General features: G+C 58.3%; 14 protein-coding genes. 10 read left to right on the top strand and 4 right to left on the bottom strand.

The features are described 5' to 3' along the window. Nucleotides 1-72: 72 nt before the first annotated feature. Nucleotides 73-2,028 carry a transglycosylase SLT domain-containing protein gene (locus tag FHK95_RS07585; protein WP_150304115.1) on the bottom strand — a complete coding sequence of 652 codons (1,956 nt, stop codon included), beginning with the start codon at nt 2,026-2,028 and terminating at the stop codon, nt 73-75. Between the two features lie 315 nt (nt 2,029-2,343). On the opposite strand from FHK95_RS07585, the gene FHK95_RS07580 reads away from it, so the two are divergent. Further along, nucleotides 2,344-4,257 carry an ATP-binding cassette domain-containing protein gene (locus tag FHK95_RS07580; RefSeq protein WP_150303994.1) on the top strand — a complete coding sequence of 638 codons (1,914 nt, stop codon included), beginning with the start codon at nt 2,344-2,346 and terminating at the stop codon, nt 4,255-4,257. A gap of 55 nt (nt 4,258-4,312) precedes the next feature. Here the strand turns inward: FHK95_RS07580 and FHK95_RS07575 are convergent, their stop codons facing one another. Further along, nucleotides 4,313-4,759: a universal stress protein gene (locus FHK95_RS07575; protein WP_150303993.1), complete on the bottom strand. Its 447-nt coding sequence runs from the start codon at nt 4,757-4,759 to the stop codon at nt 4,313-4,315. A 138-nt stretch (nt 4,760-4,897) separates the two neighbouring features. Here FHK95_RS07575 and FHK95_RS07570 point away from each other — a divergent pair, with 138 nt between their 5' ends. From FHK95_RS07570 to FHK95_RS07540, 7 genes are all read left to right on the top strand, one after another. Beyond that, nucleotides 4,898-5,335, top strand: a complete 438-nt coding sequence (locus FHK95_RS07570) for a hypothetical protein (protein ID WP_150303992.1) — start codon at nt 4,898-4,900, stop codon at nt 5,333-5,335. 326 nt (nt 5,336-5,661) lie between these two features. Next, nucleotides 5,662-7,809 carry a fatty acid oxidation complex subunit alpha FadB gene (gene fadB, locus FHK95_RS07565; protein WP_150303991.1) on the top strand — a complete coding sequence of 716 codons (2,148 nt, stop codon included), beginning with the start codon at nt 5,662-5,664 and terminating at the stop codon, nt 7,807-7,809. Between the two features lie 27 nt (nt 7,810-7,836). After that, the gene (gene fadA / locus FHK95_RS07560; protein WP_150303990.1) at nt 7,837-9,012 is read left to right on the top strand and encodes an acetyl-CoA C-acyltransferase FadA; all 1,176 of its coding nucleotides are present in this window, start codon (nt 7,837-7,839) and stop codon (nt 9,010-9,012) included. Nucleotides 9,013-9,080: 68 nt separating this feature from the next. Continuing rightward, the gene (locus tag FHK95_RS07555) at nt 9,081-9,299 is read left to right on the top strand and encodes a DUF1653 domain-containing protein (RefSeq protein ID WP_150303989.1); all 219 of its coding nucleotides are present in this window, start codon (nt 9,081-9,083) and stop codon (nt 9,297-9,299) included. Nucleotides 9,300-9,400: 101 nt separating this feature from the next. Continuing rightward, complete coding sequence (gene topA, locus FHK95_RS07550) at nt 9,401-12,028, top strand: type I DNA topoisomerase (protein WP_150303988.1); 2,628 nt, start codon at nt 9,401-9,403, stop codon at nt 12,026-12,028. Between the two features lie 2 nt (nt 12,029-12,030). Next, the gene (locus FHK95_RS07545; protein WP_150303987.1) at nt 12,031-12,540 is read left to right on the top strand and encodes a DUF6586 family protein; all 510 of its coding nucleotides are present in this window, start codon (nt 12,031-12,033) and stop codon (nt 12,538-12,540) included. 108 nt (nt 12,541-12,648) lie between these two features. Next, entirely contained in the window at nt 12,649-12,882 is a 234-nt protein-coding gene (locus FHK95_RS07540) for a hypothetical protein (protein ID WP_150303986.1), read from the top strand. A gap of 29 nt (nt 12,883-12,911) precedes the next feature. On the opposite strand, the gene FHK95_RS07535 is transcribed toward FHK95_RS07540, so the two are convergent. Then, a complete protein-coding gene (locus tag FHK95_RS07535; RefSeq protein ID WP_150303985.1) occupies nt 12,912-13,415 on the bottom strand; it encodes a SulA-like leucine-rich domain-containing protein in 504 nt (167 codons plus the stop codon). Between the two features lie 30 nt (nt 13,416-13,445). After that, nucleotides 13,446-14,054, bottom strand: a complete 609-nt coding sequence (lexA, locus tag FHK95_RS07530; protein ID WP_150303984.1) for a transcriptional repressor LexA — start codon at nt 14,052-14,054, stop codon at nt 13,446-13,448. Nucleotides 14,055-14,276: 222 nt separating this feature from the next. Between lexA and FHK95_RS07525 the strand changes: the two genes are divergently transcribed. After that, nucleotides 14,277-14,960 (top strand): TetR/AcrR family transcriptional regulator, encoded by a 684-nt coding sequence (locus FHK95_RS07525; RefSeq protein ID WP_150303983.1) that lies wholly within the window; start codon nt 14,277-14,279, stop codon nt 14,958-14,960. A 56-nt stretch (nt 14,961-15,016) separates the two neighbouring features. Beyond that, nucleotides 15,017-15,502: a L,D-transpeptidase gene (locus tag FHK95_RS07520; RefSeq protein ID WP_150303982.1), complete on the top strand. Its 486-nt coding sequence runs from the start codon at nt 15,017-15,019 to the stop codon at nt 15,500-15,502. Nucleotides 15,503-15,557 lie beyond the last annotated feature (55 nt).

The following is a 15,557-nucleotide window of genomic DNA, read 5'->3' as shown; positions in this document are numbered from 1 at the left end:
GTACGACGATCCCGCCTCAGGCTCGGATGCAGCGTTGCCTGCACATCCGAGCCGCAGCATACCTCTACTGTATCAACGTGCCGGAAAATTCAGCATGTGCTCGGTGTTATCCATCACGGGCTGCTCTATTCCCAGTTTATCGCCATAGATCACGGCATAGCTCAGAACGCTTTGAACGTATTGCCGCGTCTCGTCGAAGGGGATGTTCTCGATCCAGACATCTGCGGGCAAATTATCGACGCCCCGGGTCCATTGACGTACGCGCCCCGGGCCGGCGTTATACGCCGCCGAAGCCAGTACCCGGTTACCCTGGAACTGCTCATGCAGCTGCGCCAGATACGCCGTGCCTAAGGCAATATTGCGTTCCGGCAAGAGCACATCGTTGGGGTTGCTGAGCGCAATACCAAATCGCCGCGCCGTTTCCTTGGCTGTGCCGGGCATCAACTGCATGAGTCCCATGGCACCGGCGTGCGAGCGCGCGTCCTCCATGAAGCCGCTTTCCTGGCGGGTGATCGCGTACACCCAAGTCGGATTGAGCTGCCGCGCGCGGGCCTGCTGAGTGATGGGCTGCTGGTAGGCGAGGGGGAAGCGGATGTCCAGATCGTCCCAGTGCTGCGCCTGGCTGATGCCGCGGATGGCCGGGAAATGCCAGCCCAGATCGCGAGCCATGGCCGCCTGGGCAATAAGCTCTTCGCGACTGAAGGTGCGGCCCGCGTGATACCACTCGCGCCGGGCATTGACTATCTGACCCCGGGCCAGAAACTCCCGGGCACGCCGAATGCCCGCTGTCTGGCTTACCCGGGCATGGGCGCGCGGCTCCACATCAGCGGGTCGATGATTGAGCGCGTAGGGTTTGCGGCTGCGTTCGGCGGCGATGAACCCATAGAAGTCACGTTCATCGGCCAGTGCAGCGTACTGTTCAGCGACGTCGCGATCCGGAAACGCAAGCTGGGTGCTGCGTGCGCGCCAATAACGCCAACGGTTCTGTTGCTGTAACGAGTCAGGCATCGCCTGCGTCAGATCATGCGCCTCACGCCACTGGCCGGTGCGCAATGCCAGTCGAATCCGCCATTCGCTGACCTGGTCGTCGGCCATTGAGGGATCGTTTGCGGCCATGAAAGGCAATGCCTGGGGATCATGCCGTTTGGCCAGACGCACGCCAATGTCGCGGGTGATCGCCAGGCGGTCACTCTCCGGGAAGGGAAGGTCGCGGTAGAACGGCCACAGCGCCATTGCCGCGGTCGGATCATCCCGGGCCATGCGGCGCAGCGCCACGGTGACGATATCCGTCAGGCGCTCGGACGGTTGCCCGGCACCGGGCCGATACCGTGCGGTTTCACTGAGGCGGCTCGGTTTGGTCGCCGCTTCGATAAAACGCTCGGCCAGCGCCTTGTGTTCAGGCAGGTAGCGCACCAGATAGCGAGCCAGGGCGTCCTGGCGATACAGCAGAGCCAGCCGCAGCCGCTGCCAGGCTACATCCTCCGTGAGGCCTCCCGCCGCTTGCCATCTGTCAAATAGAGGGTCGCACGCGTTCGGCTGCGAATGGCCCACTGTCCAGAGCTCGGCAGCGCGCTTTCGAGCGAGCGTTGCATCACCATCACGCCACATCTGAAGAGCGAGTTGGCAGTCCAACTCGGTGCTTTGGCTGGCGCTGTCGTAGTGCTTGCGCAACAGGTCCCATTTGCCTTCCTTTGCCAGCCGTTGTAACCATGTGTTCTTCACCGCCTGCGCAGCCGGCAGATCGCCCTGGGTAACCAGAAACGCTTGGACCTCGTGATCCTGCGGCGGGTCCTGCCGTTTGATTTCCTCCAGCAACAAATAGGAATACAAAGGATAGTCACTCAAGCCTTCCTTGAGTTGCAGATAGCGACTGTATTGTCCCTGTTTGAGCGCGGTCATGGCCTGGTCGTAGGTTTTTCGCTGGGCTTCCAGACGGCTATCAGCTAATGCAGGAGATGTTAACAATACCTGGGATATCAATAGCATGGAGCATGCTCTTGTCAGGCTTTTGAAGATATTACGGCGCATCATGAATCCTGGCAGGAGGGGTGATCGAGGCGGGCGACAACATATGTCACAGCTTAGCCTGTTGCTCTGGGCCGGCATAGGGCTGGGCGCCGGGAATAAGCAATGCAGCAAAGTGACGGGAAGAGTAGAATGCTCGCCTATACAAGTTAAAGATCCTCTGAAAATACCTGCGCTCAGCCAAGCGGCGCTGGAATCGCTCAAACCGTCTGCTACCCGGCTCGTTATCACGTGGGCGAGACCGGTCCGCCTTATGTTCGATTTCGCTCCCTCTGGCTTTAGGTTGCTCGTTTTTCAGCGCTCCGCAAAAGGTGTTATATGGCGCTGCTCTCGTTTACTGATGTATCCCTGGCCTACGGCCTCAATCCGCTCCTGCAAAAAGTCAGCTTCCAACTGGAACGCGGGGAGCGCGCGTGCCTGATCGGTCGCAACGGCGCGGGTAAGTCCAGTCTGTTCAAGCTGGTGAATGGCGAGCAGACCGCCGACGATGGTGAAATCTGGTATGCGCCGGGGCTGAAAATCGGCCAATTGCCGCAGGAACTGCCTGAGGCTGGCGATCAGCTGGTGTATGACGTCGTGGCGGCCGGTTTGATCGGCGTGGGTGAGCTGCTCGCCGAATACCACCATCTGGTACATGGCGAGATGGGCGAGGCCGAACTGGAGCGTCTCGAGAAGGTTCAGAGTCGCCTCGAAGCCAAGGATGGGTGGCGTCTGAACCAGTTGGTTGAGACGACCCTCACTCGTCTGGGGTTGCCCGCCGAAAAACCCATGTCGGAGCTGTCTGGTGGCTGGCGCCGTCGGGTCCTGCTGGCGCAGGCGCTGGTCGCCGAGCCGGACGTGCTGTTGCTCGACGAGCCGACCAACCATCTGGACATCCATACCATTGCGTGGCTGGAGCAGGTGTTGCTGGACTTCCGCGGTGCTGTTCTGTTCATTACCCACGATCGACAGTTCCTGCAGGCACTGGCTACCCGCATCATGGAGCTGGATCGTGGCCAGTTGATCGACTGGCAGGGCAACTATGTAAGTTTCCTGGAGCACAAGGAGCAGCAATTAGCCGCGGAAGCGAGTGCCAACGCGCTGTTCGACAAGCGGCTGGCACAGGAAGAAGTCTGGATCCGGCAGGGTATCAAGGCGCGCCGCACGCGTAACGAAGGCCGTGTGCGGGCACTCAAGGCGATGCGTGACGAGCGGGCACAGCGGGTCGAACGTCAGGGGCGCGCCAGTTTCCAGTTGGAAACAGCTGATTCATCGGGCAAGCGCGTCATTGAAGTGGAGAATATCTCGTTCGGTTATCCAGGCCAGCGGCCGCTGATTCGCAACCTGACCACCGCAGTGATGCGCGGGGACCGTATCGGTCTGATCGGTAATAACGGTTCAGGTAAGAGTACGCTGCTCAAGTTACTGCTGGGCCAGCTTGAGCCCACCAGCGGTATCGTCAAACATGGCACCCGGCTGGAAGTAGCCTATTTTGATCAGCTTCGCGGACAGCTTGACCTCGAGCGCTCGGTAATCGACAACATTGCCGAGGGCCGGGAATTTATCGAGATCAACGGCGAGCGTCGCCACGTCATTAGCTATCTTGGTGACTTCCTGTTTTCCCCGGAACGCTCCAGAACGCCGGTGAAAGCGTTGTCGGGTGGCGAGCGCGCGCGGTTGCTGCTCGCGCGTCTGTTCAGCAAGCCGGCGAACATGCTGGTAATGGATGAGCCGACCAATGATCTCGATGTCGAAACCCTTGAGCTTCTTGAAGAAGTGCTCGCCGGGTTCGACGGTACGGTTCTGATAGTCAGCCACGATCGGGCGTTCCTGGATAACGTGGTGACCAGCAGTCTGGTGTTCGAGGGCAATGGCAAGGTACGCGAGTACGTCGGCGGATATGCCGATTGGTTACGCCAGGGCGGCAAGATCGAAGCACTGGCTGAGTGGGGCGATGATGCTGCTGCACAGGCGGCGGAGCATGATGCGCCTCCGACTCCCGCACCTGTTGCTGCGCCCGCGCCGAAAGCCAAGCTCAGCTATAAGTTACAGCGCGAACTTGATGCATTACCTGAACTTTTGGAGCGGTTGGAAAGCGAGCTGCAGGCCGTTCAGAAGCAGGTCAACGCTCCGAATTTCTATCAGCAGTCGCACGAGCAGACCGCTCCGGCAATCGAGGCGCTGGAAACCAAGCAGGCGGAGCTGGATCGGGCGTTGGAGCGCTGGGCTGAGTTGGATGATATGCAAGGCTGAGGCGCAACGAACGCAGCTGGCAAGTTTTAGTCAGCTGCGAATGTCGATTGGGTCGTTAACTGGCTTTCTTTTTCTTTTCCAGGCGCACAGCGATGACGTCGCAGGGTGCACCATGCAGCACATCGTTTGCGGTAGAACCGAGCAGGAGCGCTAGGCCATGCCGCCCATGGCTACCGACTACAATCAGATCGCATCCTTGTTCGGTGGCGACACGATGGATCTCCTGACGCGGGTGGCCGAAGGCAATTTGCAGCTGGCTTTCGGGCAGGCTGTAATCGGCGGCAAAAACCTGCATCCGCTCGCGAGCCTGCTCGAATTGCTGTTGCTGCAACATGGACAGGTCCATGGGGACATCGCCGCCGTAGGCCATGGCAAGCGGTTCAACTACGTGTAACAGCGTCAGGTCCGCTTCCAGCACCTTGGCAAGCGCCATGGCGTGGTCTGCTACCGAGCGGCATTCGTCTATTAAATCCACTGCCACTAGCACATGAGAGTAAAGCATGCAGGTTCCTCCTGGCTTTTTCGCTGATACTAGCAGCCTTTATACCGCAATCCGCGGAGGATTTATCATTAATCAGTCTTTTTGCGATGGCAGCGGCATTTACCCGCGGCCAGGTAGGCAGTGCAGCGGTATTGCATCATGATCTGGATCGCTTTTGGGCTGGTTGCCGCTATATTTATCTCGTCGTTGCATAAAGTGTTGCCGCGGGGACGCCAGCTGCACCTGCATCGTCTTCGTGAGCATGGCCGAAAGCTTGGGTTTGTTGTCGAGCGGCAGCAGGGCAGCGCCCGCGAACCAGCGCTCGAGGGGTGTGTCGGCTATCGATTGGCCCTGGAAAAATGCCCTATGGCTGCCGAATTCAGTTATCGCCGGGGCGGGGCGGGATGGCAGCGCAGTTTTGGGCCGGACGGGGACCCTGAAGTCGAAGGCCTGCTCGCGGCGTTACCGATCAGCGTTGCAGGTCTTGATCGGTCGAGTTTTTCGGTCATTGTACATTGGGTCGAACCGGATAATCCGCAGGCGCTGGATAGCCTTTATGCGGCTTTGCAACCTCTGCATCATCAGCCTGTCGGATGAGAAGGATCAGTGCTCAAGTATTAATGTGTATTCTTTGATAAGTATTTAACGTGCTGAATATAAAGAAGTATTAAATCGAATCTAATGCCTACCGGAAGCTGTTTTGCTGCCGCTACCCAGTAGCTGATTGACAATTAGCAGGTTTTCCCCGAAGGTGTGCACACCCGAATCAAACAAGCGTATGAATTTCTGTGTTTGCATCGCGCAGCTTCACCGCATCGGGAACGTTCATGGCATCGTTCTGTAAAGGCCGAACTCGTCAAAAGATCGGTTTGGCATTGCAGGACGTTGTTTCTCAAGTGCTTTTATAGCGTGGAGATCAGTTGATGATTTACGAAGGTAAAGCCATCACGGTTCAAGCCCTTGAAGACGGCATCGTCGAGCTCAAGTTCGATCTGCAGGGCGAGTCTGTCAACAAGTTCAATCGTGCCACCCTGGCGGAGCTGCAAGCCGCCGTCGAGGCCCTTCAGTCCGACACCAGCGTCAAGGGTGTTATCGTTACCAGCGGCAAGGACGTGTTCATCGTCGGCGCCGATATCAACGAATTCGTCAATACCTTCCAGTTGCCCGAGGAAGACCTCGTTGCAGGCAACCTGGAAGCCAATCAGATCTTCAATGCATTCGAAGATCTGAATGTTCCAACAGTCGCTGCCATCAATGGCATGGCGTTGGGCGGCGGTTTTGAAATGTGCCTGGCCTGTGACTTCCGGATCATGGCTGCGACCGCCAAGGTCGGCCTGCCGGAAACCAAGCTGGGTATCTACCCGGGCTTTGGTGGCACCGTGCGTGCGCCGCGTATCATGGGTATCGACAACGCCATCGAATGGATCTGTGGCGGTGGCGAGCAGCGTGCTGACAAGGCGCTGAGTGTGCATGCCGTGGATGCTGTGGTTGAGCCGGCCAAATTGAAGGAAGGCGCGATCGATCTGTGCAAACGTGCCATCTCCGGCGAGCTGGACTTCCGCGCCAAGCGTCAGCCCAAGCTGGAAAAGGTCAAGCTCAATACCATCGAGCAGATGATGGCGTTCGAGACTGCCAAGGGTTTCGTCGCTGGCCAGGCCGGCCCGCATTATCCGGCCCCGGTTGAAGCGATCAAGACCATCCAGAAAGCGGCCAACGCCGGTCGCGACAAAGCGCTGGAAATCGAGGCTGCCGGGTTTGCCAAGCTGGCCAAGACGTCTGTGGCTGCCAGCCTGGTTGGTCTGTTCCTCAATGATCAGGCTCTCAAACAGAAGGCCAAGCAGTACGATAAGAAAGCCGCTGATGTGAAGCTTGCCGCTGTGTTGGGTGCAGGCATCATGGGTGGCGGTATTGCTTTCCAGTCGGCTTCCAAGGGCACGCCTATCCTGATGAAGGATATCCGTGAAGAAGGGATCCAGATGGGTCTGGATGAAGCCTCCAAGTTGCTCGGTAAGCGCGTTGCCAAGGGCCGCATGACGCCGGACCAGATGGCTTCCGCACTGAATGCGATCCGGCCCACCATGTCCTACGGCGATTTCGGCAATGTCGATATCGTGGTCGAGGCAGTGGTCGAGAACCCCAAGGTCAAGCACGCCGTGCTGGCTGAAGTGGAAGGCCACGTGAAGGATGATGCGATCATCGCATCCAATACGTCCACCATCTCCATCACCTACCTGGCCCAGGCGCTCAAGCGTCCGGAAAACTTCTGCGGCATGCATTTCTTCAACCCGGTGCACATGATGCCGCTGGTTGAGGTCATCCGTGGCGAGAAGTCCAGCGAGAAGGCTGTTGCAACCACCGTGGCCTACGCCAAGAAAATGGGCAAAACGCCCATCGTAGTCAACGACTGCCCTGGCTTTTTGGTCAACCGCGTACTCTTCCCGTACTTCGGTGGCTTCGCCCGTCTGATCAACATGGGTGCCGACTTCCAGCGCGTCGACAAGCTGATGGAAAAGTTCGGCTGGCCGATGGGTCCTGCGTACCTGATGGACGTGGTAGGCATGGATACTGGTCACCATGGCCGGGACGTCATGGCCGAGGGCTATCCGGACCGTATGGCTGACACGACCCGTACCGCCGTTGACGTCATGTATGACGAAGGCCGTCTGGGTCAGAAATCCGGCAAGGGTTTCTACGCCTACGAGCTGGACAAGAAGGGTAAGCAGAAGAAGGTCGTTGATCCCCAGGCTTACGAATTGCTCAAGCCGATCGTGCTCGAGCAGCGCGAGTTCACCGACGAGGAAATCGTCGAGATCATGATGGTTCCGCTGTGCCTGGAGACGGTACGTTGCCTGGAAGACGGTATCGTGGAGTCCGCTGGCGACGCTGACATGGGTCTGATCTTCGGTATCGGGTTCCCGCCCTTCCGTGGCGGCGCACTGCGCTACATCGACACCATTGGCGTGGCCAAGTTTGTTGCCATCGCCGACAAGTACGCCGAGTTCGGCGCCATGTATCACCCAACTGAAAAGTTGCGTGAAATGGCCAAAGCCGGCAAGAAATTTTTCGGTTAACGGAACGCACAGAGCGAGAGTGAATTTATGAGCCTGAATCCGAGAGACGTCGTCATTGTCGACTTCGGTCGCACCCCAATGGGCCGTTCCAAGGGCGGCATGTACCGTAACGTCCGTGCCGAATCCCTTTCAGCAAACCTGATTACCGGCATGCTGGCGCGCAATCCAAAGCTCGATCCGGCGGAAGTTGAAGATGTGATCTGGGGCTGTGTAAACCAGACCCTGGAGCAGGGCTGGAACATCGCCCGCATGGCATCCTTGATGACGCCGATCCCGCACACCAGTTCCGCGCAGACGGTCAGCCGTCTGTGTGGCTCCTCGATGAGCGCGCTGCATACCGCCGCCCAAGCCATCATGACCGGCAACGGTGATGTGTTTGTCGTCGGTGGCGTTGAACACATGGGTCACGTCGGCATGATGCACGGTGTCGATCCGAACCCGGCGCTGTCGCTGTACGCAGCCAAGGCATCGGGCATGATGGGTCTGACGGCGGAAATGCTGGGCAAGATGCACGGCATTACCCGCGAGCAGCAGGACCAGTTCGGTGCACGTTCGCATCGTCTGGCACACCAGGCGACGCTGGACGGCAAGTTCGATCGCGAGATTCTGCCGATGGAAGGCCATGACGAGAACGGCTTCCTGAAGATCTTTACTGCTGACGAGACTATTCGTCCTGAAACAACGGTGGAAAGCCTGGCAGCACTGCGTCCGGCCTTCAATCCCAAGGGCGGCACGGTCACAGCAGGAACCTCATCGCAGATCACTGACGGTGCGTCCTGCATGATCGTCATGTCTGCTGAGCGCGCTCAGGCCCTGGGTCTGGAGCCGCTCGCGGTGATCCGCTCCATGGCAGTAGCTGGCGTTGATCCAGCGATAATGGGTTACGGTCCAGTCCCTTCCACGCAGAAGGCGCTCAAGCGTGCGGGCATGACCATGGCCGACGTGGAATATGTTGAGCTGAACGAAGCGTTTGCCGCGCAGGCTCTGCCGGTATTGAAAGATCTGAAGTTGCTGGACAAGATGGAAGAGAAGGTCAACCTTCATGGCGGCGCGATTGCCCTGGGTCACCCGTTCGGCTGCTCCGGAACGCGGATCTCTGGCAGCCTGCTCAATGTCATGAAAGAGCAGGGCGGTACCATCGGTATCGCAACCATGTGCATCGGCCTCGGCCAAGGCATCACCACGGTCTTCGAGCGCGTCTGAAGCCAGGTGGGTTGAATGAGCCGGGGCATTGCCCCGGCTTTTTTATTGCTAAAACAGGAGCGTGCAGGATGAGAATCCTTCCTGGCCGGTATCGCCACTATAAAGGTAGCGATTATCAGGTCATTGGCGTAGCGCAGCATTCAGAGACCGGCGAACAGCTGGTGGTGTACCGCACCTTGTATGGTGATTTTGATCTCTGGGTGCGGCCGGTGAGCATGTTTATCGAGCAGGTTCAGGTTGACGACGTGGCTATCCCGCGCTTTACCTTTATCAGCGAAGACGTGTAGGCTCTGGCCCTCCAGCGGACTGGCCGGGTTTTTCGGCCATGCCAGCTATTCTTTGCCCGCATTGGGCAATTCAGACGAATGAGTTAGGAATACGATTACCCATGGGAAAAGCACTGGTCATTGTGGAGTCTCCGGCCAAGGCCAAGACGATCAACAAGTACCTTGGCAACGACTTCATCGTGAAGTCGAGTATTGGCCATATCCGGGACCTGCCAACCAGTGGCAGCAGCAAGACCGAGAGCAAACCAAAGGGTAAGAAAGCCGCCTCCGCTCCGGAGCTGGACAAGGAGACCAAGGCGCGCATGCAGCTGGTCAAGCGCATGGGGGTCGACCCGGAAAATGGCTGGAAGGCTCATTACGAAATCCTTCCCGGCAAGGAGAAGGTGGTCGATGAACTTCGCCGCCTGGCCAAGGATGCCGACGCCATTTATCTCGCGACGGATTTGGACCGCGAAGGGGAGGCCATTGCCTGGCACCTGCGCGAATCCATTGGTGGCGACGACGCGCGGTACAAGCGCGTGGTATTCAACGAGATCACCAAGAAGGCCATTCAGGAGGCATTCTCCAAGCCCGGCGAGCTGGATATCAACCGCGTTAATGCCCAGCAGGCGCGCCGCTTCCTCGATCGCGTAGTGGGCTACATGGTGTCGCCGCTGCTGTGGCAGAAAATCGCCCGTGGTCTGTCCGCTGGCCGGGTGCAGTCAGTCGCCGTCAAGTTGATCGTCGATCGCGAGCGCGAAATTCGCGCGTTCATCCCTGAGGAGTTCTGGGAAATCCACGCCTTGCTGGATTCGCCCAAGGCCGATTCCGTGCGTTTCGAGGTGGTACGTGAGAAGGGTGAAGCCTTCAGGCCGCTGAACAAGGAGCAGGCTGACACCGCGCTCGGCAAGTTGAAGGCGGCCGATTACCGCGTTGCCAAGCGCGAAGACAAGCCGACCAGCACACGCCCCAATGCTCCCTTTATTACCTCCACGCTGCAGCAGGCTGCGAGTACGCGCCTAGGCTTCAGCGTGAAGAAGACCATGATGATGGCGCAGCGGCTCTATGAAGCCGGTTACATCACCTATATGCGTACCGACTCGACGAACTTGTCGAACGACGCCATCGCCATGGCGCGGGACTTCATTGAGAAGAACTACGGCGACAAGTACCTTCCGGAAAAGCCCAATCTGTACAGCAGCAAGGAGGGTGCCCAGGAAGCGCACGAGGCAATCCGTCCTTCGGATGTGAAGATCAAAACTTCGGATCTGAACAGCATGGAGCGCGATGCCGAGCGGCTGTATGAATTGATCTGGCGTCAGTTCGTTGCCTGCCAGATGCCACCGGCGCGTTATCTGTCGACCAGCATCACCGTCAAGGCCGGCGATTTCGATCTGCGTGCTAAAGGCCGGATTCTCCAGTTCGACGGTTATACCCGGGTTCAGCCGCCGCAGGGCAAGGGTGGCGAAGACGAGGTGTTGCCCGATCTACAGGTCGACAACGCGCTCAAGCTCAACAAGCTTGACCCCAAGCAGCACTTCACCAAGCCGCCGGCGCGTTATGCCGAAGCCAGTCTGGTCAGGGAGCTTGAAAAGCGCGGTATTGGTCGCCCGTCCACCTACGCCTCGATCATTTCCACGATCCAGGAGCGCGGTTACGTCGAGCTGAATAATCGCCGTTTCTACGCTGAAAAGATGGGCGATATTGTCACCGAGCGGCTGACCGAGAGCTTCCCCAATCTGATGGATTACGGCTTCACCGCGCGGATGGAAGAGTCGCTGGATGACGTGGCTCAGGGTGATGTGCCATGGAAGCGGGTGCTCGATGATTTCTATGCTGACTTCAAACTGAAGCTCAGCGCAGCGGCCGCGGCGGATGAAGGCAAGGGCATGCGCACCAATATGCCTACGCCCACCAATATCGCCTGCACCACTTGCGGTCGGCCGATGATGATCCGTACGGCCTCCACTGGCGTATTCCTGGGTTGTTCGGGTTATGCCCTGCCGCCGAAGGAGCGCTGCAAGGAAACAGTCAACCTGGTACCCGGCAATGAAGTAGCCGCCGATGACGAAGAGGGCGAATCGCGGATTCTGCGCGCCAAGCGCCGTTGCCCGATCTGTTCGACGGCCATGGACAGCTACCTGGTCGACGAAACGCGCAAGCTGCATGTGTGCGGTAACAACCCCGACTGCACAGGTTTCGAAGTCGAGGAAGGCCACTTCAAGATCAAGGGCTACGACGGCCCGATTATCGAGTGCGACAAATGCGGCAGCGAAATGCAGCTCAAGACGGGCCGGTTCGGCAAGTATTTCGGCTGCACCAACGCTGACTGCAAGAACACCCGCAAACTGTTGAGGAGCGGCGAAGCGGCTCCGCCGAAGATGGATCCGGTGCCGATGCCGGAGCTGAAGTGCGAGAAGGTGGACGACGTTTACATTCTGCGTGACGGTGCTTCCGGGCTGTTCCTGGCCGCCAGCAAATTTCCCAAGAACCGGGAGACACGTGCGCCACTGGTCAAGGAACTGTTGCCGCATAAGTCGGAAATCGATCCGAAGTATCACTTTCTGATGGATGCGCCGGTTGCTGATCCTGACGGTAATCCGATGGTTGTACGTTACAGTCGCAAGACAAAAGAGCAGTATGTTCAGAGTGAGATCGAGGGTAAACCGACTGGATGGCGCGCGTTTTATGGTGACAAGGGCTGGAACCTCGAAGACGGACGGACCAAGGCCAAGCGCAAAGAGGCTTGAACATGGCTAACGAAGTCTACACCCGGACCAATCAGGCACTGTTCTTTGCCGGTAAGGCAATCAATGCCTGGCATGAGGCAGCAGACTCTGCAGCGCTGGATGCGCGAACGCAGACGCTATACCACCGGGAGCACGCGCTCTTTCATCTGTATCGCACGGTACTGGCGATTGTCCACGAGGTGGCCGATCATTACCGTTGGCCACTGATGGAGCTGCGCACAGTTGAGCAGGCGCTGGATGGGGAAGCGGCAAAACGTTATCCCGGACCGGAGCTGGCTGAATTGAGCGAATTGGCGCGTGGAAAGGACAACTGGTTGGGCAGGCTGCTGGCCGGCTGGCAAGCGCTGCATGCACCGCCAGTGCCGGCTCCTGCCAAGCCGCAGGACGCGTCCTTGATAGCCAGCAGTGCTGTTCCTGCTCACGCCGAGTGGTCGCTAGCGGACGCCGATGAGGCTGCCCACGCGCTGAATGAGCTGGTCAGACGCTACCGCGATGGCATGGTGGAATATTAAGCGCAGCTGTTATTGCGCCACGGCCGGTCCGGGACCGGCACATCCCAACGCGGCGCGGGTGAGTGGCGCCTGTGATACACTGCGCGCCAGTAGCCAGGAGACCAGAACATGCCTTCACCCTTTCTCGAAATCGTAGAACTCCCCAACGGTAAGGTCGCATTGCGGCGTTCCGACGAGGACGGTGAGCCCTTGCTGGTCATCGAGTTCTCCCCCGATGCGAAGGACTTTTTGCAGGGCCATTACATCGAAGTCGCCAAGGCGATGATCACTGCGGGTATGCAGGTGGCGGGGCAGGTCATGGAGCAGGACGATACGATCCCCGAGGACCGCGTTCTCCACTGATCTGCCGGTGCTCGACCGCTTGCTTGACGTCAGGCAGCTCTAGCCGCGTCGATCCGTACGTTGAGGCTGCGGCAGTTGCCGGAGCATGCGGCACTTTCCAGCATACTGGCCTCGCGCGGGCCTGTTGCAAGCCAGCTGACCACGGTATGGCTGTTTCCCAGGGCGAGAATCTCGCAGCAGAACGTCAGACAGTCCATGCCACGCTTTGGCCGTACTATCAGAATCTGGCTCGGATCCAGGCCGGCTTTACGCAGCCATCCATGACTCAGGTTCTGCGGAGGGTCGATCAGCGTCAGCCAGCGAGGGGTTCGGCTCTCGCTCAGGTCGCGTAGTACCGGTGCGAGCCATTGCAGGCATTGCCGCGGAGCGCCGTTCAGGCTGATCTCACTGAATCCGATATCCTCCGGTTCCTCTACGAGATCCGTCCCTGACGGCTGATTAACGAGCCCCAGCGGCGCCTTGTACCGAGAGGCGAGCAATGCGTTTCTGACTAGATCAGACTGTTCGAGACGCGTTTCCTGGAAGTACGGCATAGGTCAACTCCTGGTATGAACGATAGATGACTAGCGGCGTATGACGCCGACGCTCAATCCTTCGATAATCAATTCCTGTTCGGCAAGGTCAATGTCAATCGGCGCGAACTCGGGGTTCTCCGCGATCAGCGACACCTTGCGTCCTTTTTTCATGAAGCGTTTTACAGTGACCTCATCACCGATGCGTGCGACAACCACCTGACCGTTGCGTGCTTCGGCGGTACGGTGAACAGCCAACAGATCGCCATCGAAAATGCCGATATCCTTCATACTCATGCCTTTGACCTTGAGCAGGTAGTCGGCCCTGGGATGGAAGAAGTCCGGATCGACCCGGCAATGGTCTTCAATGTTCTCGACCGCCAGAATCGGTGCGCCGGCGGCCACCTGGCCTATGACCGGCAAACGATCGTCGGCAGCGTTAAGCATGTCAGCTGGCAAGCGAATGCCGCGCGATGCACCGGGTATCATCTCAATGGCCCCTTTGCGGGCGAGGGCGCGCAGATGATCCTCAGCTGCATTCGGCGATTTGAAACCGATTTCCCGGGCGATATCCGCACGGGTCGGCGGATATCCGTGGGCATCCATGTAATCCTTGATAAAGGAAAGGATCTGCTGCTGCCGTGCGGTTAGCTTTTGCATTCAATTGGTGCCTGTTTTTTTATACAGTAGCTGTGATTATATACAGTTAACTGGTCAGTACAAGCTTGCCAGTATTCAAAAGCTTGCATCGTCCCTGCAGGTTGTTTAGAACGCTAGTTGCATCAGGGATTTGCCTTTCCGCAGTGATCCTCGGGAGGCACTTGACAGCTCTGCCGTTTGATACGTATGTTTCAAACACCTGTTGGCGTCCTTGGAATCCAGATGGCCCATTCTGATACTGTTCAAAGAATTCTCGATGCAGCCGAGCAATCATTTGCTGAAAAAGGCTTTGCAGAAACCTCCCTACGATTGATCACCAGCAAGGCGGGGGTAAACCTTGCAGCGGTCAATTATCACTTCGGTTCCAAGAAAGCGTTGATCCAGGCGGTATTCGTGCGGTTCCTTGATCCGTTTGTCTCGAGTCTTGAGCGGGAGCTCGATCGTCGTCAGGAAGCTGCCGAAGACGCTGATCCCAGTCTTGAAGAGCTTCTCGAGATGCTGGTCAGCCAGGTGCTCACGGTAAAACCGCGCAGCGGTAATGACTTGTCCATATTCATGCGGCTGCTGGGCCTGGCTTTCAGTCAGAGTCAGGGGCATTTGCGCAAATATCTGGGCGAAGTCTACGGCAAGGTATTTCAGCGCTACATGGCGCTGGTGTACCGCGCTGCGCCGCAACTACCGCCCGATGAGTTGTTCTGGCGGGTGCATTTCATGCTCGGTAGCGCCGCCTTCACCATGTCCAGTATGAAGGCGCTCAGGGCCATCGCGGAGGCTGAATTTGGTGTGCATCTTGGTGTGGACCGTGTGCTCCGGCTGATGGTGCCTTTCCTGGCCGCGGGTATGCGTGCCGAAGGCAGTACGGCAGGGCGCGCAGCGCCGCCCGAAGGACGCCTGCAAACCGCGTGATGGGCTTACCTCCCGCCTCCTGATCCGTTATCGTGTGCACTTTTGCAGGGGCGTGCATGCAACTGGATCTGATCCACATATCGCTTTCTTCGCAACAGCTGACCGGATATGCGTCCGGTCAGCGTGTTTGCACGTTTCCCGTTTCGACCGCACTCAGTGGGCCAGGCGAGCAGAATGCCAGCGGTTGCACGCCGCGCGGCCTGCATCGGGTGCGCGCGCGCATTGGTGGTGGTCAGCCCCAGGGGGCAGTATTCATTGGCAGACGTCCTACTGGCGAAGTGTGGTCGCCTGAACTTGCCGCTCAGCATCCCAAGCGCGACTGGATTCTGACGCGCATCCTCTGGTTGTGTGGCGAGCAGCCCGGCTTTAATCGGGGCGGAAACTGCGACTCCCAGCGGCGTTACATTTATCTGCATGGTACCGGCGATGATCAACCCATGGGCGTGGCCTTGTCACACGGCTGCGTGCGGCTGCGCAGTGTCGATATCGTCGCGCTTTTCGATATGACCCCGATCGGTTGCAAGGTTGAGATTGCTGAATAATCATCCCGGCGGTTGGATTTGCGTCATTACCTTATTTGTTAGGCAGGAGTAATAG

Origin of the sequence: Pseudomonas saliphila, assembly GCF_008638345.1 — a bacterium.
GTDB lineage: Bacteria > Pseudomonadota > Gammaproteobacteria > Pseudomonadales > Pseudomonadaceae > Halopseudomonas > Halopseudomonas saliphila.
This window is presented reverse-complemented; position numbering and strand designations above follow the sequence as displayed.